Genomic DNA, 17,901 nt, shown 5'->3' on the forward strand with positions numbered 1-17,901 from the left:
AGCCCTTCAGGTGGTGATGCGGTGGTGCGGTCTGGGCCCCATCGCGCCGGGCAGGCCGCCCTTGAACAGGCGGTTGATCTGTCTCATCTGGCGGCGGGCGGCGACCTCGCCATCGATCGCGCTCAGCGCGGTCAGCACGTCCTGGCGCAGGTACCAGAGCGCCTCGAGATCGCCGGCAAAGCGAACGCGCTGGGCAACCCGCTGAACGGAATGGCCGCCGTGGACTTGCAGCAGCGACAGCATCGCAGTACGGATCTGGCCCATCTGACGGTCCGCCGAGCGGCGCAAGCCGAGGCTCGGGAGCGACAGAAAGCGGAAGAAACTGCTGAGTGACACCATGAAAGACGAAGGCGTTTTGCCGGAGGCCTTGAGGGTTGCTACGTTAAAGCCGCGCAGGACGCCACACAAGTGTGGAAACATCATTTCATGTTCAAAAACAACATACTTCACGAATCAGTTCATGCACTGGTCGAAGAATTGATACCTAAGTTCTACTTGACGAGTGAAATGAGCGCCAAGCGCCTGTATCGAAATGAAAAAGCAACAGGCGCAGCGGCTTCCCGGTCGATTTGACATGCTGAAAGGGCGTTTTTCTGATGCTTTGCCATAATCCCTCGGCGAGAGCTACCAAAAATTGCACACAATGAGCGCCCACCCCACTGTCGTTTTTGCTGACCTGACGGGGAGCACCCGGGTCTTCGAGGCCATGGGGAATGCACGTGCAACCGACACTGTCACAAGACTGATTCAGTGGATCGGGGGTGTTTGCGAGGCGCACGGCGGCCGCGTCGTGAAATCGCTGGGCGATGGCGTCTTTGCGATATTCGCCAATGGTGCGACCGCCACCCGGGCCGTGCTGGAACTCCAGCGCAACCACCAGAAGCGGCTTCAGACCTGGCCCGCACCGCTCAGGATGGAGCTTCAGATCGGCGTGGCGAGCGGCGAGGTGGTCGAAGTCGACGGCGACTGCTATGGCGACGCGGTCAACCTGGCTTCGCGGCTCAGCGATCTGGCCGGCCCGAGCCAGATCTGGGCCACGGAGTCGGTCATCGACGAATTGGTGGGCGGCGAGGTACGCCACCGCAGCCTCGGCCCGATCAACATCCGCGGCAAGAACGAGATGCCGATCGTCCACCGTATCGACTGGCAGGACGAGGTCTCGGAGTTCCTCACGATGCCGGCCTCCCTGGCGCCGCCGGTGCGAGGCGCCGATTCGTCCTTCGGGCAGATCGAACTCGCATGGCTGGACGTGCGCTCGATGTTTCGCGCCGCGGAGCTGCCCATCCATCTGGGGCGCGTCGACGAAGCCCAGTTCGTGGTCAACGATCCGCGCGTGTCGCGGCTGCACGCGCGCATCGAAGCGCGGCAGGGCAGTTGCGTGCTGGTCGACGTCAGCACCTACGGCACCTGGGTCCGCTTTCACGGCACGGCCGGTGCCAGCGGCGAGATCGCGCTGCGGCGCGACGAATGCGTGCTGCACGGCAGCGGCGAAATCGGGCTCGGTGCACCCTTGAGCGACTTCAGCGCACCGACCATCTCGTTCAACACCACCGGCGGCAACGTGTTGCTGGCGCGCCGCGACCTGCGGTAGGGCCTGTTAACAGGCCCTAAACCCCTGCCGGCATCGCGCCGCGCGCGAATCTTCTTGGCATTGCCGGCGAGTGCGTCCACCATGGCGGCCTCTTTCTCCGCCGCACCATGCTGCCGCCCTTCGATCCCTGGCTCACGAGCTTTGTCGCCGCCGACGTGGCCGTGGCCTCGCATGCGAGCGCAGAGGCGCTGGCCGGCCGGCGGGCGCGGCGTCTGGCCGATCTGCTGAGGTCCGCAGCGCGCGGATCGGCGCTGTACCGCAAGCTGCTCGCGGGCCGCGATCCGGCGCGCCTGCGCCTCGAAGAGCTGCCGATTGCGCAGAAGGCCGAATTGATGCGCCGATTCGATGACTGGGTCACCGATCCCGCGCTGCGGCTCGATGCGCTGCGCCGCTTCACCTCCGACCGCTCTCGCATCGCGGACCCTTTCCTCGGCCGTTACGTGGTGTGGGAGAGCTCGGGCAGCAGCGGCGAGCCGGCCATCTTCGTGCAGGACGCCCGGGCGATGGCGGTGTACGACGCGCTCGAATTTTGGCGGCGGCCGGTGCTGCGGCCGCTTCAGCGGATGATGGACCCGTGGTCCGTCGGCGAAGGCATCGCCTTCGTCGGTGCGACCTGCGGCCACTTCGCCAGCACGGTGTCGATCGAGCGGCTGCGGCGGCTGAATCCTGCGCTGGCCGGCAGCCTCCGCGGCATCTCGTTCCTGCAGCCCGCCGGCAAGCTGGTGGCAGAACTGAATGCATTGGCACCCGCTGTCATCGCCACCTATCCGAGCGTGGCCGTGCTGCTGGCGGAGGAGCGCCTTGCCGGCCGGCTCGAGAAAGCCCCGCGCGAGCTGTGGACCGGCGGCGAAGACCTCTCAACGGCGACGCGCGATTTCCTGCAACAGGCCCTGGGCTGCCGGGTGGCCGACAGCTACGGCGCCTCGGAGTTCCTGACGCTCGCCGCCGAATGCCGTTGCGGCAGCCTGCATCTGAACTGCGACTGGGCGATCCTCGAATCGGTCGACGAAGGTGGCCGCCAGGTGCCCGTCGGTGAGGCCGGCGCGACCACCTTGCTGACCAACCTCGCGAACCACGTGCAGCCGCTGATCCGCTACGACCTGGGCGACCGCGTCACGCAGCGCGCTTCGGCTTGCGCCTGCGGCTCCCATCATCCGGTGATCGAGGTTCAGGGCCGCAACGACGACACGCTGCGGCTTGGCCGCCCCGGTGCGCGGATGGTGCGCATCCTGCCGCTGGCCGTGAGCACGGTGCTGGAAGACGATGCGGGCCTGTTCGACTTCCAGCTCGAGCAGCAGGGGCCTTGCGACCTGCTGCTGCGCACGGGATTGCATGGCAAGGCCGCGGACACGACTTTGCGGCGCGCCCGGGCGGCACTCTCGGCCTTTCTGGTGCGGCAAGGCGCGGCCGGCGTGCACATCCATTGCCGAAGCGGCGAGACGGGACGCCGCGGCCGCAGCGGCAAGGTGCAGCGGGTGGTCGGCGCGCATGCTTGAAGCACGGGGCGGCATCCACTAGGCTTGGTCCACGCATCCAACATGGAGACCGGCATGACCATCGCGAATCCATTTCCCATCCCTTACGGCAACTTTCAGCCCGTCCTCGATTGGCAGGCCGCCTTCATCGAGAGCCTGATGCAGGCTCAGAACTTCCAGCTCCAGATGCTGACCGCCTGGCAACGGCCGTTCGCCAGCGTCAACCAGGACCTGTGGGACCAATGGGTGGCCCGTTTCGGCGGCGGCGTGCCGTTGGACGCGTAGGGCGCCCGAAACCTCGGGTTTGTACCTAGGCCTGAGCCCCTCAAGTTTCGGCTCCGCGCTGCCGATATGCCTGACAACCCGGCCCAGTTTGGCGGCCGCGACGGGGAAAGCACATGCGCAATTGGAAGATCAGTACCCAACTGGGTATGGGGTTCGGGATCGTGTTGCTGTTGATGGCGACAGGGGTCGCGATCGGCATCGCGTGCCTCCAGGACATCGCTGGCAGCGGCACCATCACCCCGGAACTCGCGCGGCGTATCGATTCGACGCAGAACCTCATGCTGGGCCTCGGGTTCGTCGCCCTGCTGGCGGGCGTCGGCTGCACCCTCTGGCTCGCGCGCAGCATCATGCAGCCGCTGGGCGAAGCGATCTTCATCGCGGAGACCGTGGCTTCGGGCGACCTCAGCAAGGAATTCGAAACCGAGCGCGGCGGCGATTTCGGACGCCTCTTGCGCGGCATGGGCGAAATGGAGGACACCCTGACCGACGTGGTGACCCGCATCAAGGCGTCGACCGACTCGATCGTGGTGGCATCCAGGCAAATCGCTGCCGGCAATCAGGATCTGTCTTCGCGCACCGAGGAGCAAGCCAGCTCGCTGGAGCAGACCGCGGCCTCGATGGAAGAACTCACCAGCACGGTGAAGCAGAACGCCGACAACGCGCGCCAGGCCAATCAGCTGGCGCTCTCGGCCTCCGAAGTGGCGGTCAAGGGCGGCGACGTGGTCAGCCAGGTGGTCCACACCATGGCCTCGATCAATGCGTCCTCCAAGAAGATCGTCGACATCATCGGCGTGATCGACGGCATTGCCTTCCAGACCAACATCCTCGCGTTGAACGCGGCGGTCGAGGCGGCGCGTGCCGGCGAGCAGGGCCGCGGCTTCGCAGTCGTGGCTGCCGAAGTGCGCAACCTCGCGCAGCGCTCGGCCGCCGCCGCCAAGGAAATCAAGGGCCTGATCGACGACTCGGTCGGCAAGGTCGATGCCGGCAGCCAACTGGTCGGCGAAGCCGGCAAGACGATGGAAGAGATCGTGGGCAGCGTGAAGCGGGTGACCGACATCATGGGCGAGATCACGGCAGCGAGCCACGAGCAGACGCAGGGCATCGAGCAGATCAACCAGGCGATCACGCAGATGGACCAGGTGACGCAGCAGAACGCGGCGCTGGTGGAAGAGGCCGCGGCTGCGGCACAATCGATGCAAGAGCAGGCGGGGAACCTCTCGCAGGTCGTCGGCACCTTCAAGCTCGACGACGACGAACAGCCCGTCGTGGCCCAGCCCAAGCCGATGCCGGTGCAAACGCGGCCTGTCGTCCAGCCGGTGCGGCCGGCACAGCCACCGGCGCGGCGGGCCATTGCCGCGCCGCAGCGCAAGCAACTGGCCGCCACGAGCACGCCAGCCGGCAGCGGCGACTGGGAGACCTTCTAGACCCGCAGCTGCCAGCCGATGCCCTTGATCGCGCTTACAGCTTGTGCGTGGACAGCAAGATGCTCGTCTCCGTGTTCGAGATGCCCTGAATCGAGCGGATGGCATTGAGCACCTTGTCGAACGCCTCCAGGGTGTCGGCACGCAACTCGGCCATCAGGTCCCAGCGGCCATTCGTCGTGTGCAAGGCAACGACATTCGGATGCCCGCGCAGCTTCTTGAGCACATCGGGCCCGTGGTGGCCCTCGACCTCGATGCTCGTGATCGCCCGGATGCGATGGGCCTCCGCCTCCGGCCGCAAGCGCACCGTGTAGCCGACGACGGTTCCGTCGCTCTCCAGCTTGGCGATCCTGTTCTGCACCGTGGCCCGGGCGACGCGCAGCTTCTTTGCCAGCGCAACCACGGACATGCGCGCGTTGTCGCGCAGCAGCGCGATGAGTTGGCGGTCGGTGTCGTCCATTGTCAGATCTTCAAAGTGCCATTCCTACTTAGCAAAATGTAATCCTCCAGGAGGAATTTGCCAAGTTGGATGGTTCATTCTGGCACCCCGCGACGGAACAATTGCGGCATGGCTGCGCGCAGCAATCGCAATTTCCAGGAGCCCTTCATGACCCGCTTCGTAGACGTCCCCACCATGTCCCGCCTCGTTCAGGACATTGGTGTGCCCCGCTTCATCGGCGAGCTCGCCGATGCCATCCAGCAGGACTTCGTGCGCTGGCCCGAGTTCGACAAGTCCGCCCGCGTCGCCAATCACTCGGAGATCGGCGTCATCGAACTGATGCCGGTGTCCAACGCCAAGCGCTACGCTTTCAAGTACGTCAACGGCCATCCGAGCAACACCACGCGTGGCCTGTACACGGTCATGGCCTTCGGCGTGCTGGCCGAGGTCGAGACCGGCTACCCGGTGCTCTTGTCGGAACTGACCGTCGCCACCGCGCTGCGCACCTGCGCGACCTCGCTCGTGGCGGCGCGCGCATTGGCACGGCCCGATGCGCGCCGCATGGCGCTGATCGGCAACGGCGCGCAAAGCGAGTTCCAGGCGCTCGCCTTCCACAGCCATCTGGGCATCGAGGAGATCGCCGTCTACGACGTCGACGCCCGTGCGACGGACAAGCTGGTCCGCAATCTGTCGGCGTACCCGTCTCTGAAGATCATTCGCGCCGGTTCCACCGCCGAGGCGGTCCGCGGCGCCGACATCGTGACGACCGTCACCGCCGACAAGGCTTACGCCACGATCCTCACGCCCGGAATGATCGAGCCGGGCATGCACATCAACGCCATCGGCGGCGATTGCCCGGGCAAGACCGAACTGCACGCCGACGTTCTGCGAAATGCTCAGGTGTTCGTCGAATACGAGCCGCAGACGCGCATCGAGGGCGACATCCAGCAGTTGCCGCAGGACTTCCCGGTCGTCGACCTGTGGCGCGTGCTCGCCGGCACCGAAACGGGCCGCCAGCGCGCTGACCAGGTCACGGTGTTCGACTCCGTGGGCTTCGCGTTGGAGGATTACTCGACCTTGCGCTACGTGCACGCGCAGACCGAGAAGCGCAATCTCGGCATGAGCGTCGAGCTGGTGCCCTGGGCCGAGGATCCGAAGGACCTGTTCCGCCATACGCGCAGCGGCGCCTCGCATGCCGTCATGCGCCGCGTCGCATGAACGGGCTCATCGCCATGCCTTCCATCCAGGCGCCTGCCGCCGTGGTCATGGTCCGCCCGCACCGGTTCACGCCGAACTCGGAAACCGCCGCCGACAACGCGTTCCAGAGCCTGGCCGCGAAGGAGGCCGCGCAGGCCGTGGGCGGCGCAGCGCATCGCGAGGTCACGGCCGCCGTGGAGCGCCTCGAAGCCGAAGGCGTGCGCGTGCACCTGTTCGAAGACCAGGGAGACCGCGACACGCCGGATTCGGTCTTTCCCAACAACTGGTTCTCCACGCATCCGGGCGGGCACGTCGCCATCTATCCGATGCACGCGCCGAGCCGCCGCCGCGAACGCCGTGCCGACGTGATCGAGATGCTCAAGTCCAGGTACCGCGTGCAGGACGTGATCGATTATTCCGGTCTGGAGCAGGATGGCCTGTTCCTCGAAGGCACCGGCGCGATGGTGTTCGATCACCTTGCGCGCGTGGCCTACACGGCGCGCTCGAACCGTGCCGATCCGGTGGCGCTGGAGCGCTTCAGCACCCATTTCAACTTCGAGCCGATGCTGTTCGACACGGCGGATGAGGCCGGCCGCCCGATCTATCACACCAATGTGCTGATGTGCGTGGCGACGGAGTTTGCGATGGTGGGTTTCGACATGGTTCCCGACCAGCGAAGGGCCGCCGAACTGCGCGCCCGGCTGCAGGAGTCGGGGCGCGAGGTCATTGCGCTGAGCGCCCGGCAGATCGCCGACTTCGCCGGCAACGCGATCGAACTGTCGGGCCGCGACGGCCGGATTCTGGCGCTGTCGCAGCGGGCCCTCGAGAGCCTCACCGCTCAGCAGAAGACGACCATCCAGCGCTCGGCCCGGCTCATTCCCCTGTCGGTGCCGACGATCGAAATGGCGGGCGGCTCGGTGCGCTGCATGATCGCCGGCATCCACCTGTCTCTGAGGGGCGCGTGATCGCTCTATCTGCCCACGATCGTCAGTTCACGGTCGTTGGCAGTGACGTCGAAGAGCGACAGCAGTTCCCGGCCTAGGAGGGCGTCCGTCGATTTGCGGCCCAGCGAGCCCACGACCACGGTGGCCTGCGGCACGCTGAAGGGCCCGAAGGTCATGGGCACACGCTCGATGCGACGCGCATCCATGACGGCCCCGGCGGTCTGCATGTGCGCGGGGGAACCTCCGATCAGGTTCGCCCGTGCGGCGAAGTCTTCGGTCACGGCGACGCCGGCATTGACTGTGGCGGCCTTGTCGATCACGAAGCGCACCGGGAAGCCGTTGACGGAGCCATGAATCCAGAAGCGGCCGTCCTGGCCGACGGGAACGGTGATCTGCCGGGATCCGTCGACTGCAATGTTTGTCGTCTTTCCCTTGGGCTGATCTGCGGTGTCGACCAGTACGCAGGCATCGGACCGAGGCTGCGCCGGCCGCGCGCTGGGCGGCACGTTCGTGTAGGTCTTGCCGCATTTGAAGATGGATTCCGCCGCGACAACCGGGTGCATGCTCATGACGCCGAGGGCAACCGCCGCTTGTGCTCCGAGATATCGCAGCGCCTGTTTGGGTTTCGAGTGCTTCGGCATGGCGTGACCTCGCTCTGATCAACAGTCTCAGACAATGCTTCATCCGGTACCGGCGCAGCGTCATCCAAATTCCACGTCGGCTGAACGGTTCGTTGGAGGCGATCGACGGTCTTCTGAACGGATCACCCGCGCACCGACGGCGCGGGCATGCCTGGCGCTGATCAGCCCTTGATGAAGGCGAGCAGGTCGCTGTTGAGACGATCCTTGTGCGTGTCGGTGAGACCATGCGGGGCGCCCGGATAGACGATCAGCTTGGCGCCCTTGACCAGCTTGGCCGATGCGCGGCCGGACGCGTCGATCGGCACGATCTGGTCGTCGTCACCGTGAACGATGAGCGTCGGCACGTCGAACTTCTTCAGGTCTTGGGTGAAGTCGGTTTCCGAGAACGCCTTGATGGAGTCGTAGGTGTTCTTGTGGCCGCCCATCATCCCCTGCATCCAGAATGAATCAATGAGTCCCTGCGAAGGCTTGGCGCCCGGCCGGTTGAAGCCGAAGAACGGGCCCGAGGCGATGTCCTTGTAGAGCTGCGAGCGATTCGCGATCGAGCCGGCGCGGATGCCGTCGAACACCTCGATCGGCAGGCCGCCGGGGTTGGCCGGCGTCTTCAGCATGAGCGGGGGAACCGCACCCACGAGCACCGCCTTGGCCACACGTTTCGTGCCGTGACGGCCGATGTAGCGCGTCACTTCGCCGCCGCCGGTCGAAAAGCCGACCAGCACTGCGTTCTTCAGGTCCAGCTTCTCGATCAGGGTGGCGAGGTCGTCGGCATAGGTGTCCATGTCATTGCCGTTCCAGGGCTGGCTGGAACGGCCATGGCCGCGGCGGTCATGCGCGATGACCCGCAAGCCCTGCGAGGCCAGGAAAAGCATCTGCGATTCCCAGCTGTCGGAGTTGAGCGGCCAGCCATGGCTGAAGACCACGGGTTGGCCCGAGCCCCAGTCCTTGTAGTAGATCTGCGTACCGTCCTTGGTGGTGATGTAGCTGCCGGCCGGCCTGGCTTGAGCGCTGGCCGGAACTTTGCTGCCATGAGGCTGTGCGGTTTCCGGCTTGTCGGCGGCTGCCAGCGCTGTGCTCGCGGCCAGGCTGATGATGGACAGGGCGAAGATTTTGGAAAGAGTCTTCATAGCAGGCTTCGTTGGAGGTTGGTTTCAAGGTTTCGCGTCTTCGGGTGCATGTCGGTGCGCGACGCCGCCATGTAAAATGTGTGCAAGTAAATCGTGTGCTATGTATATGCCGGAAAGAAGGGCACAGTGCTGTGCCCGTCACGATGTGTTCAGGAGGCGTTCTTGAACAAGTTCGTCCGTATCTCCAGCAGTCGCTCGCGCATCGAGCGCAACTCATCCGCCGAACACCGGGCGGCGGAAGCGACACACGCGGGAACCGCTTTCGCTCGAGCCCGCAGAGCGCGCCCCTTGCTCGTCAGCGACACGACGACTTGCCTTTCATCCGATGTCGAGCGACGCCGATCGATGAGCTCCGCCGACTCGAGACGCTTGAGCAACGGCGTCAGCGTGGGCGACTCCAGAAACAGTTGTTCCCCGATCTCGGACACCGTCAATCGGTCGCGCTCCCACAACACCAGCATGACCAGATACTGCGGGTATGTCAGGCCGAGGTCCTTCAACAATCCACGATAGACCTTGTTGAAGCCCAGCATGGTCGAGTAGAGCGCAAAGCAAAGCTGTTGCTCCAGGGCCAGGGAATACGCCTCGGAGGGGGCTGCGACGGGTGATTTGCTTGCCATGGGCGAATTATAAATAGCACACTATCTAATAGCAAGCTATTTATTCGTGCTGCCGAGAGAAGTCGTCCTATCGATTGAAGGTGGCTTACGTACCTTCCCTATGGTCGAACGAGGAGTCCGATCGCAAGAATGTCTCGTCCAGTTCGCCAAGCCGGCAGTCCAGAAGCGCCGGCTCGACTTCACGCTCAAGCACTTCGAACATCCCTTCGACAAAGTCCACCAGGCGATCGGAGGCCGAAATCGCATCATCAACATTGCCAGTGGCGACTGCATCAAGGACGGCAATGTGCGCGTCCACCGTGTCCTGCAAGTTGGCACCCCGCGCCGCATGCGTGTGATAGATCCAGCCGATGCGACGGAAGATGGTGTGCAGCGGCCGCAGCGTGCTTTCGACGAAAGGTTCGCCGGCGGCCGCGAGAAAGAGCTGGTCGATGCGCCGATCCACCACGTTGAACTGCTCGAGCGTCATGCCGTCCCTGTGTTCGGCCAACTGGCGCTTGAGATGCAGCATCTGGTTGCGCTGTGAAGAACCGGATCGCTCGGTGGCCAACCGGATCACGAAACGCTCCATGTCGCGCCGCAAGCGCAGCAGGACGCGATCGCGCGTAAGGTCGACCGGCACGATCTGCAAGCCATGTCGTGGCGTCACGTGCACCAGCGTATCGGCGGCCAGCCGATTGACGGCCTGAAGAACCGGCGTACGACCGAAGCCGACCATCCCCTGCAGATCGTGCGTCGCCAGGAACAGTCCCGGCCTCAGTTCGCAGCAGACCAGCAGTTCTTCGATGCGCGCATAGGCCAGGTCGGAGAGGCTCACCGAACTTCGCCGGCGAGACGGGTCCTGGACCGAAGCACTCTTTGCGGCCAGACGCGGTCGCGGACGGGTGGTTGAAGGCATGCGGCTCGTGGTCTGAAGGGGGTCCGTGCCCATCGCACGTTCCATGGTAAGCATAGCCTGATATTCAAGATTTTCTGCAGCGATAGCGTCGTTTTCTCCAATGAACGACTGCCGACGGATGGGATGGGTGTGAATAGGGTAAACACGAAGAACTTTTGTGAAATATCACAGTATTCTTTTTGTCATGGCAACCCTGATCTCAGACGTCAAAGTCATCCTCACGGCCCCGGAGGGGATCAACCTCCTCGTCGTCAAGGTGGAAACCAACCAGGCCGGGCTGTACGGCCTCGGCTGCGCGACCTTCTCCTACCGGCATCGGGCCGTGCAATGCCTGGTCGAGGAATACCTCCGGCCCTTGTTGATCGGGCGGGACGTGAGCGCGATCGAGGAGCTGTGGCAGCTGATGCACCAGAACGCCTACTGGCGCAACGGACCGATCGAGAACAACGCCATCTCGGGCGTCGACATGGCGCTATGGGACATCAAGGGGAAGATGGCCGGCATGCCCCTCTACCAGCTGTTCGGGGGCAAGTGCCGGGAGGGCGTGCCGATCTATCGGCATGCGGACGGCCGGGACCTGGCCGAGCTCTGCGACAACATCCAGAAGTACCGGGAGCAGGGCATCACCCACATCCGCTGCCAGAGCGGCGGCTACGGCGGCGGCGCCTTCGGACCGGCCCCCCCGACGGCGCCGAGGGGTGCTGCGCACGGCATCTACCTGGACAGCAGGACGTACATGCGCGACACGATCAAGCTGTTCGAAGGCATCCGAGCGAAGGTGGGCTTCGACGTCTCGCTCTGCCACGACGTGCACGAGCGGCTGAAGCCGATCGAGGCAATCCAGTTCGCCTGCGAGATGGAGCGCTTCGATCTGTTCTTTCTCGAGGATGCGATTGCGCTCGAAGAGGGCAAGTGGCTGCGCCAGCTGCGCGACAAGACCCGCATCCCGCTGGCGCAGGGCGAGCTGTTCAACAACCCGTCTGAATGGAAGACGCTGATCACCGACCAGCTGATCGACTACATCCGCGTCCACCTGAGCCAGATCGGCGGCATCACGCCCGGCAGGAAGCTCCAGCTCTTTGCCGAACAGTTCGGCGTGCGAACGGCATGGCACGGCCCGGGCGACATGTCACCGCTCGGCCACGCGGCCAACATCCACATCGACCTGGCGGCGCGCAATTTCGGCGTACAGGAGTGGTCGGGCACGGAGCCGCCCAACTTCGTCATCCAGGAACTCAAGGGGCCGCGCGATGCGCTGCTCGACGTCTTTCCGGGCCTGCCGGCGTTCGAGAACGGCTACGTCTACGCAAACGACAAGCCGGGCCTCGGCGTCGACATCGACGAAGAGGAAGCCCGCAAATACCCGTGCGAGAACGTCGTGACCACATGGACGCAAACGCGTCTGGCCGACGGAACGCTTCAAACGCCCTAGGAACGGAGACCATGTCCATTCAACTCTTCGATCTCACGGGCCGCACCGCGCTCGTCACGGGTTCCTCGCGCGGCCTGGGCTTCGCCATCGCCGAGGGCCTTGCCGCCGCCGGCGCACGGATCGTGCTCAACGGCGTCGATGCGGCACGGCTGGCCGATTCGGCCGCAGCGCTGCGCGGCAAGGGCTATGCGGTCGAGGCGTATGCCTTCGACGTCTGCGACGAGGGCGCAGTGGTCGGCGCGTTCGACCAGCTGGACGCGGCCGGCATCGAGATCGACATCCTCGTGAACAACGCCGGCGTGCAGTTCCGCAAGCCCATGGTCGAGCTCGCGACGGAAGACTGGCGCCGCGTGATCGAGACCAATCTGACCAGCGCCTTCGTTGTCGGCCGCGAGGCGGCCCGCCGCATGATCCCACGCGGCCGCGGCAAGGTCATCAACATCGGCTCGCTCACCAGCGAACTGGCGCGCGCAACCGTCGCGCCCTACACCGTGGCCAAGGGCGGCATCAAGATGCTGACGCGCGCCATGACTGCCGAATGGGCCGGCCACAACATCCAGGCGAACGCCATCGGGCCCGGCTACATGCTGACCGACATGAACCAGGCCCTGATCGACAACCCGAGCTTCGATGCCTGGGTCAAGGGCCGCACGCCGGCCGGTCGCTGGGGCCGCCCCGACGAACTGGTGGGCGTGGCCGTGTTCCTGGCGTCCACCGCTTCCAACTACGTCAGCGGCCAGATCATCTACGTCGATGGCGGCATGGTTTCCGTTCTCTAAGCGTTCCCTAACTACACATTCCATTCAGGAGACAGTCGATGAAACGAAGCATTCGCGCGGTCGTTGTTGGATTGACCGTTGCCGGCGCCTGCGTCGGCGCCGCGGGCACGGCCTTTGCGCAGGACATCAAGGAGCGCAACATCAAGTTCGCTTTTGCCAATACGGCGGACTCGGCGCACGGGATCGGCGCCAAGCGTTTTGCCGAGATGGTCGCGAGCAAGAGCGGCGGCAAACTTAACGTGAAGCTCTACGGCAGCGGCACGCTCGGTGGTGAAGCCGTGGTGGCATCGGCGATGCAGGGCGGCACCATCGAGATGTCGATGATGGGGCCCGGCCTTCTGACCGGCATGGACAAGGAGTTCGGTGTCTTCGACACGCCCTTCCTGTTCGACAGCTTCAAGGAGGTCGACGCCGCGCTGGACGGCCCGGTCGGCAAGAAGCTGCTCGACAAGCTGCCTGCCAAAGGGCTGGTCGGCCTGTCCTACTGGGATCATGGCTTTCGCATCCTGACCAACAGCAAGCGGCCGATCGCCAAGCTCGAGGACATCCAGGGACTGAAGATCCGCGTGCAGCAGATTCCGGTGTTCATCGAGTCTTTCAATGCGATGGGCGCCAACGCCGTGCCGATGCCTTTCCCCGAACTGTATTCGGCCCTCGAGCAGAAGGCCGTCGACGGCCAGGAGAACCCGTTCATCTCCGTCGAGGTAACCAAGTTCTACGAGGTCCAGAAGTACGCCTCCACCACGCGCCATGCGTACTCGCCGCTGCTCGTGCTGATGAGCAAGAAGTTCTGGGACCAGTTGTCGGCCGATGAGCGCAAGGTGCTGACGGACGCGGCGAACGAGGTGAAGAGCTACGAGCGCCAGGTGTCGCGCGAGCTGGATGCCAAGGCGCTCGACACGCTCAAGAGCCGGGGCATGGTGATCACCGAAGTCTCGGCGCAGGAACGTGCACGGATGCGCGACAAGCTCAAGCCGGTGATCGACAAGCATCGCCAGACGACAGGCGAACTGGGCAAGGAAATGACGGCCGAGGTGGAACGCATTCGTTCCGGAAAGTGAAGACCATGAACACCCGAAACATTCTTGGCGCCATCGCCGCGATCGCGGCGACGCTGTGGTCCCCTGTCGCGCCGGCCGCGGACTATCCGAGCCGGCCTATCGAGATCGTCGTGCCCTCGTCGGCGGGTGGCGGCACGGACGTGATGGCCCGGCTCTTCGCCGAAGCTGCCAAGAAGAGCGTGCCGCAACCCCTCGTCGTCACCAACAAGCCAGGTGCTGGTGGTGGCATCGGCATGACGGAAGTGCAGCGCGCACCAGCCGACGGCTACAAGATCGGCGTGCTGATCTCCGAGCTGGCGATCATTCCGCACCTCGGGATGACCAAGGTCACGACCGCCGACTTCATCGCCGTTGCGCGGCTCAATGGCGATCCGGGCCTGATCGCCGTGCGCGCCGACTCGCCATGGCAGTCGATCGACGACCTGTTGGCCGCCGCGAGAAAGCAGGACGGCGCCGTGTCGATGGGCAACGCCGGCACCGGCACCATCTGGCACCTCGCGGCCGCCGCCGTCGAACAGAAGACGCGCGTGCGCTTCAACCACGTGCCCTACCAGGGCGCCGCACCGAGCGTGCTCGCGCTGGCGGGCGGCCATGTGGATGCGATCGTCGTGAGCCCGGCCGAGATCGGGTCGCACGTGGCGGCCGGCAAGGTCCGCGTCCTGGTGTCCATGGCCGAAGGCCGGCTCGCGGCCCCCTACGACAAGGTCGCGACCTTCAAGGAGAAGGGCGTGGACCTGGTGCTGGGCACCTGGCGTGGCCTGGGCGTGCCCGCGGGCACGCCGCCCGAGGTGGTGCGGTACCTGCGCGAGGCGGCGCGCAAGACCTCCGAGGACCCCGCGTTTCGCGAAGCCTTGACCAAGGCCAACCTGCAGCCGGCCTATATGGATGGCGAACAGTTCCAGGCCTTCATGAACAGCCAATCGACCTATTTCAAGTCGCTGCTGGCGACCGTCGAGATCAAGAAGTAGGGCGCCCGCATGGAAGCACTCGTCATCCACGCCCCCGGCGATTTGCGCGTCGAAGAAGTCGCCACGCCCGAACTCGGCCCCGGCCAGCTGCAGGTGCGCGTGCGTTGCGGCGGCATCTGCGGCTCCGACCTGCACTATTACCAGCACGGCGGCTTCGGCACCATCCGCATCAAGGAGCCGATGGTGCTGGGCCATGAGGTGGCCGGCGTGATCGAAGCGGTTGGCGCCGGTGCAGGCGGCTTCGCGGCCGGCGAGCGCGTCGCCATCAGCCCGAGCCGGCCCTGCGGCCTCTGCCGCTACTGCCAGCAGGGCCTGCAGAACCATTGCCTGGACATGCGCTACTACGGCAGCGCGATGCGCACCCCGCACGTGCAGGGCGCCTTCCGCCAGCAGATCGTGGTCGAGCACTGGCAGGCGCATCGGCTGGCCGACAGCGTGAGCGAAGGCGAGGGCTCGATGGCCGAGCCGCTGTCGGTCGCGCTGCATGCGGTGCGCCGCGCGGGCCCGCTGCTGGGCAAGAGCGTGCTGGTCACCGGCTGCGGGCCGATCGGCGCGCTGGCCATCATTGCGGCGCGGCGCGCCGGTGCCACCCACATCGTGGCCACCGACGTCGGTGCGCACACGCTGGGCAAGGCGTTGAAAGTCGGCGCCGACGAGGTGGTCAACGTGGCCGAGGAGCCCGATGGCCTGGCACGCTTCACGGCCGACAAGGGGCATTTCGACGTGCTGTTCGAGGCCAGCGGCAACCAGCGCGCGCTGGTCGGCGCCTTCGATGCGCTGCGCCCGCGCGGCATCATCGTGCAGCTGGGGCTGGGCGGCGAGACGACGCTGCCGATCAACACCATCGTGGCCAAGGAGTTCGACCTGCGCGGGGCCTTCCGCTTCCACGAGGAGTTCGCGGTGGCGGTGGAGCTGCTCAACAAGGGACTGGTCGACGTGAAGCCGCTGATCTCGGCGACCTTGTCCTACCGCGACTCGGCGCGCGCCTTTGCGCTGGCGGCCGATCGCTCGCAGGCCATGAAGGTACTGCTCAGTTTTGAGTGAAACCGGGCGCGCACGGCGCGTCATGAGGGGACGTCGATGAACCGACTGATCAATGGCTATTGCAAACTGCTCGATGCGCTGGTCGCGCTGGCGCTCGCGATCATGGTGGTGCTGGTGTTCGGCAACGTGGTGTTGCGCTATGCGTTCAATACCGGCATCACCGTGTCGGAAGAGGTGTCGCGCTGGCTGTTCGTCTGGCTGGTGTTTCTCGGCGCCATCGTCGCGCTGAAGGAGCACGCGCACCTCGGCAGCGACATGCTCGTCGCGCGTCTGCCGGTGGCCGGCAAGAAAGTCTGCCTGGTCCTGGGCCAGCTGCTGATGCTGTACGTCACCTGGCTGCTCTTCTCCGGCAGCCTGGCACAGGTCAAGATCAACTGGGAGGTCGAGGCGCCGGTGACGGGTGCCTCCATCGCCATCTTCTATCTTGCCGGCGTCGTGTTCGCGGTGTCGGCAGGTGTGCTGTTGCTGCGCGAGCTGTGGCGCACCTTGAGCGGGCAGTTGCGCGACGACGAACTGGTGATGGTCAAGGAGTCGGAGGAGGCCGCCGAATTCGAGGAACTCCAGGCGCAGCTGGCGCGACAGAACGCGGAGTCGGCGCCTGCCGCCAACGAGCAGGCCAGGAGCAGGACATGACCGTCGCCATCTTCCTCGGCGCGCTGCTCGGCACCATGGCGCTGGGCATCCCGATCGCCTTCGCGTTGCTCGCCACCGGCGTGGCGCTGATGTGGCACCTGGACCTGTTCGATGCGCAGATCCTGGCGCAGAACGTGGTCAACGGCGCCGACAGCTTCCCGCTGCTGGCCGTACCTTTCTTCATGCTGGCCGGCGAGATCATGAATGTGGGCGGCCTGTCCAAGCGCATCATCGACGTCGCGCTGGCCCTCGTCGGCCACATCAGGGGCGGGCTGGGCTACGTGGCGATCCTCGCAGCTATCCTGCTGTCGGCCCTGTCGGGGTCGGCAGTGGCGGATGCGGCCGCGCTCACGGCGCTGCTTCTGCCGATGATGGTGGCCGCCGGCCACGACAAAGCGCGCTGCGGCGGACTCATCGCGGCCTCGGGCGTGATCGGGCCGGTGATCCCGCCGTCGATCGCCTTCGTGATCTTCGGCGTCGCGGCCAACGTGTCGATCTCCAAGCTGTTCCTGGCCGGCATCTTCCCCGGCATCCTGATCGGCGCTTCGCTCTGGCTCACCTGGATGTTCCTGGTGCGCAAGGAAAAGATCGTGCCGCCGCCGCGCAAATCGGCGCGCGAGATCTGGACGGCGCTGCGCCAGGCGACCTGGGCCCTGATGCTGCCGGTGATCATCCTGGTGGGGCTGCGCTTCGGCGTATTCACGCCGACCGAGGCGGCCGTGGTGGCGGCCGTCTACGCCTTCTTCGTTGCCACGGTGGTGTACCGCGAACTAAAGATCGGCCAGCTGTACGCCGTGTTCGTGAGTGCCGCCAAGACCACGGCCGTCATCATGTTCCTGGTGGCGGCCGCGCTGGTGTCGGCGTGGCTGATCACGGTGGCCGATCTGCCGGGCAAGGTGATTGGCCTGCTCGAGCCCTTCATGGGCAACAAGACGATGCTGCTGATCGCGATCATGGTGCTGTGCATGATCGTCGGCACGGCGATGGACATGACGCCGACCATCCTGATCCTGACGCCGGTGCTGATGCCCGTGATCAAGCAGGCGGGCATCGACCCGGTCTACTTCGGTGTGCTCTTCATCATCAACAACTCGATCGGCCTGGTCACGCCGCCGGTCGGAACCGTGCTCAACGTGGTAGCCGGTGTCGGGCGCATGAAGATGGACGATGTGACCAGGGGCGTGCTGCCCTTCATGGCGGCCGAGTTCGCGATCCTGTTCCTGATGGTGCTGTTCCCGCAACTCGTCACCGTGCCGGCCAAGTGGTTCGGCGGCTGAAGTGGCTGCACGGCGCCATCCACGGGGAACAAGCGGACGTTGAACAATCTACTGAAACATCACAACTAGAGC

Annotated in this window: 19 protein-coding genes; 13 read left to right on the forward strand and 6 right to left on the reverse strand. The window is 65.3% G+C overall.

The features are described 5' to 3' along the window. Positions 1–6: 6 nt before the first annotated feature. Complete coding sequence (locus tag ACSQ9I_RS14565) at positions 7–450, reverse strand: hypothetical protein (RefSeq protein ID WP_436313579.1); 444 nt, start codon at positions 448–450, stop codon at positions 7–9. A gap of 193 nt (positions 451–643) precedes the next feature. Here ACSQ9I_RS14565 and ACSQ9I_RS14570 point away from each other — a divergent pair, with 193 nt between their 5' ends. The 4 genes from ACSQ9I_RS14570 to ACSQ9I_RS14585 all read left to right on the forward strand — a co-directional run bounded on the left by ACSQ9I_RS14570 (position 644) and on the right by ACSQ9I_RS14585 (position 4,775). Continuing rightward, positions 644–1,591, forward strand: coding sequence for an adenylate/guanylate cyclase domain-containing protein (locus ACSQ9I_RS14570; RefSeq protein WP_436313580.1), 948 nt, complete (start codon positions 644–646; stop codon positions 1,589–1,591). A 107-nt stretch (positions 1,592–1,698) separates the two neighbouring features. Beyond that, on the forward strand, positions 1,699–3,087 hold the full coding sequence (locus ACSQ9I_RS14575) for a phenylacetate--CoA ligase family protein (RefSeq protein ID WP_436313581.1): 1,389 nt from the start codon (positions 1,699–1,701) through the stop codon (positions 3,085–3,087). Positions 3,088–3,141: 54 nt separating this feature from the next. Further along, positions 3,142–3,351, forward strand: coding sequence for a hypothetical protein (locus ACSQ9I_RS14580; protein ID WP_436313582.1), 210 nt, complete (start codon positions 3,142–3,144; stop codon positions 3,349–3,351). A 113-nt stretch (positions 3,352–3,464) separates the two neighbouring features. Continuing rightward, positions 3,465–4,775, forward strand: a complete 1,311-nt coding sequence (locus tag ACSQ9I_RS14585) for a methyl-accepting chemotaxis protein (RefSeq protein WP_436313583.1) — start codon at positions 3,465–3,467, stop codon at positions 4,773–4,775. A gap of 34 nt (positions 4,776–4,809) precedes the next feature. On the opposite strand, the gene ACSQ9I_RS14590 is transcribed toward ACSQ9I_RS14585, so the two are convergent. Continuing rightward, the gene (locus ACSQ9I_RS14590; RefSeq protein WP_093107398.1) at positions 4,810–5,232 is read right to left on the reverse strand and encodes an Lrp/AsnC family transcriptional regulator; all 423 of its coding nucleotides are present in this window, start codon (positions 5,230–5,232) and stop codon (positions 4,810–4,812) included. A 147-nt stretch (positions 5,233–5,379) separates the two neighbouring features. On the opposite strand from ACSQ9I_RS14590, the gene ACSQ9I_RS14595 reads away from it, so the two are divergent. Next, on the forward strand, positions 5,380–6,429 hold the full coding sequence (locus ACSQ9I_RS14595; RefSeq protein ID WP_093107830.1) for an ornithine cyclodeaminase: 1,050 nt from the start codon (positions 5,380–5,382) through the stop codon (positions 6,427–6,429). Then, a complete protein-coding gene (ctlX, locus tag ACSQ9I_RS14600; protein ID WP_436313584.1) occupies positions 6,426–7,373 on the forward strand; it encodes a citrulline utilization hydrolase CtlX in 948 nt (315 codons plus the stop codon). Before ACSQ9I_RS14595 ends, ctlX begins: the two co-directional genes overlap by 4 nt. A 5-nt stretch (positions 7,374–7,378) precedes the next feature. Here the strand turns inward: ctlX and ACSQ9I_RS14605 are convergent, their stop codons facing one another. From ACSQ9I_RS14605 to ACSQ9I_RS14620, 4 genes are all read right to left on the reverse strand, one after another. After that, positions 7,379–7,993, reverse strand: a complete 615-nt coding sequence (locus ACSQ9I_RS14605) for a retropepsin-like aspartic protease family protein (RefSeq protein WP_436313585.1) — start codon at positions 7,991–7,993, stop codon at positions 7,379–7,381. A gap of 161 nt (positions 7,994–8,154) precedes the next feature. After that, positions 8,155–9,117, reverse strand: coding sequence for an alpha/beta fold hydrolase (locus ACSQ9I_RS14610; protein ID WP_436313586.1), 963 nt, complete (start codon positions 9,115–9,117; stop codon positions 8,155–8,157). Between the two features lie 149 nt (positions 9,118–9,266). Next, a complete protein-coding gene (locus ACSQ9I_RS14615; RefSeq protein ID WP_436290419.1) occupies positions 9,267–9,737 on the reverse strand; it encodes a MarR family winged helix-turn-helix transcriptional regulator in 471 nt (156 codons plus the stop codon). Between the two features lie 85 nt (positions 9,738–9,822). Beyond that, positions 9,823–10,554, reverse strand: a complete 732-nt coding sequence (locus tag ACSQ9I_RS14620) for a GntR family transcriptional regulator (protein ID WP_436313587.1) — start codon at positions 10,552–10,554, stop codon at positions 9,823–9,825. 265 nt (positions 10,555–10,819) lie between these two features. Here ACSQ9I_RS14620 and ACSQ9I_RS14625 point away from each other — a divergent pair, with 265 nt between their 5' ends. From ACSQ9I_RS14625 to ACSQ9I_RS14655, 7 genes are read left to right on the forward strand one after another with little or no spacing between them, the layout of a single operon-like run. After that, on the forward strand, positions 10,820–12,067 hold the full coding sequence (locus tag ACSQ9I_RS14625) for an enolase C-terminal domain-like protein (RefSeq protein ID WP_436313588.1): 1,248 nt from the start codon (positions 10,820–10,822) through the stop codon (positions 12,065–12,067). Positions 12,068–12,078: 11 nt separating this feature from the next. Further along, positions 12,079–12,846 (forward strand): SDR family oxidoreductase, encoded by a 768-nt coding sequence (locus ACSQ9I_RS14630; protein WP_436313589.1) that lies wholly within the window; start codon positions 12,079–12,081, stop codon positions 12,844–12,846. A gap of 38 nt (positions 12,847–12,884) precedes the next feature. After that, complete coding sequence (locus tag ACSQ9I_RS14635) at positions 12,885–13,907, forward strand: TRAP transporter substrate-binding protein (RefSeq protein WP_436304002.1); 1,023 nt, start codon at positions 12,885–12,887, stop codon at positions 13,905–13,907. 5 nt (positions 13,908–13,912) lie between these two features. Beyond that, a complete protein-coding gene (locus ACSQ9I_RS14640) occupies positions 13,913–14,875 on the forward strand; it encodes a tripartite tricarboxylate transporter substrate binding protein (protein WP_436313590.1) in 963 nt (320 codons plus the stop codon). Positions 14,876–14,884: 9 nt separating this feature from the next. Further along, positions 14,885–15,919, forward strand: coding sequence for an L-idonate 5-dehydrogenase (locus ACSQ9I_RS14645; RefSeq protein WP_436313591.1), 1,035 nt, complete (start codon positions 14,885–14,887; stop codon positions 15,917–15,919). A gap of 36 nt (positions 15,920–15,955) precedes the next feature. Further along, a complete protein-coding gene (locus ACSQ9I_RS14650) occupies positions 15,956–16,552 on the forward strand; it encodes a TRAP transporter small permease (protein ID WP_436313592.1) in 597 nt (198 codons plus the stop codon). Then, positions 16,549–17,829 carry a TRAP transporter large permease subunit gene (locus ACSQ9I_RS14655; RefSeq protein ID WP_436313593.1) on the forward strand — a complete coding sequence of 427 codons (1,281 nt, stop codon included), beginning with the start codon at positions 16,549–16,551 and terminating at the stop codon, positions 17,827–17,829. The genes ACSQ9I_RS14650 and ACSQ9I_RS14655 overlap by 4 nt, the downstream gene beginning before the upstream one ends. Positions 17,830–17,901 lie beyond the last annotated feature (72 nt).

The organism is Variovorax sp. LjRoot84 (assembly GCF_964254305.1).
Classification (GTDB): Bacteria; Pseudomonadota; Gammaproteobacteria; order Burkholderiales; family Burkholderiaceae_C; genus Variovorax.

Excerpts from the sequence above, each read along its gene's own strand:
- ACSQ9I_RS14570 (WP_436313580.1), top strand. The coding sequence starts at position 644 with ATGAGCGCCCACCCCACTGTCGTTTTTGCTGACCTGACGGGGAGCACC.
- ACSQ9I_RS14575 (WP_436313581.1), top strand. The coding sequence starts at position 1,699 with ATGCTGCCGCCCTTCGATCCCTGGCTCACGAGCTTTGTCGCCGCCGAC.
- ACSQ9I_RS14580 (WP_436313582.1), top strand. The coding sequence starts at position 3,142 with ATGACCATCGCGAATCCATTTCCCATCCCTTACGGCAACTTTCAGCCC.
- ACSQ9I_RS14585 (WP_436313583.1), top strand. The coding sequence starts at position 3,465 with ATGCGCAATTGGAAGATCAGTACCCAACTGGGTATGGGGTTCGGGATC.
- ACSQ9I_RS14590 (WP_093107398.1), bottom strand. The coding sequence starts at position 5,232 with ATGGACGACACCGACCGCCAACTCATCGCGCTGCTGCGCGACAACGCG.
- ACSQ9I_RS14595 (WP_093107830.1), top strand. The coding sequence starts at position 5,380 with ATGACCCGCTTCGTAGACGTCCCCACCATGTCCCGCCTCGTTCAGGAC.
- ctlX (WP_436313584.1), top strand. The coding sequence starts at position 6,426 with ATGAACGGGCTCATCGCCATGCCTTCCATCCAGGCGCCTGCCGCCGTG.
- ACSQ9I_RS14605 (WP_436313585.1), bottom strand. The coding sequence starts at position 7,993 with ATGCCGAAGCACTCGAAACCCAAACAGGCGCTGCGATATCTCGGAGCA.
- ACSQ9I_RS14610 (WP_436313586.1), bottom strand. The coding sequence starts at position 9,117 with ATGAAGACTCTTTCCAAAATCTTCGCCCTGTCCATCATCAGCCTGGCC.
- ACSQ9I_RS14615 (WP_436290419.1), bottom strand. The coding sequence starts at position 9,737 with ATGGCAAGCAAATCACCCGTCGCAGCCCCCTCCGAGGCGTATTCCCTG.
- ACSQ9I_RS14625 (WP_436313588.1), top strand. The coding sequence starts at position 10,820 with ATGGCAACCCTGATCTCAGACGTCAAAGTCATCCTCACGGCCCCGGAG.
- ACSQ9I_RS14630 (WP_436313589.1), top strand. The coding sequence starts at position 12,079 with ATGTCCATTCAACTCTTCGATCTCACGGGCCGCACCGCGCTCGTCACG.
- ACSQ9I_RS14635 (WP_436304002.1), top strand. The coding sequence starts at position 12,885 with ATGAAACGAAGCATTCGCGCGGTCGTTGTTGGATTGACCGTTGCCGGC.
- ACSQ9I_RS14640 (WP_436313590.1), top strand. The coding sequence starts at position 13,913 with ATGAACACCCGAAACATTCTTGGCGCCATCGCCGCGATCGCGGCGACG.
- ACSQ9I_RS14645 (WP_436313591.1), top strand. The coding sequence starts at position 14,885 with ATGGAAGCACTCGTCATCCACGCCCCCGGCGATTTGCGCGTCGAAGAA.
- ACSQ9I_RS14650 (WP_436313592.1), top strand. The coding sequence starts at position 15,956 with ATGAACCGACTGATCAATGGCTATTGCAAACTGCTCGATGCGCTGGTC.
- ACSQ9I_RS14655 (WP_436313593.1), top strand. The coding sequence starts at position 16,549 with ATGACCGTCGCCATCTTCCTCGGCGCGCTGCTCGGCACCATGGCGCTG.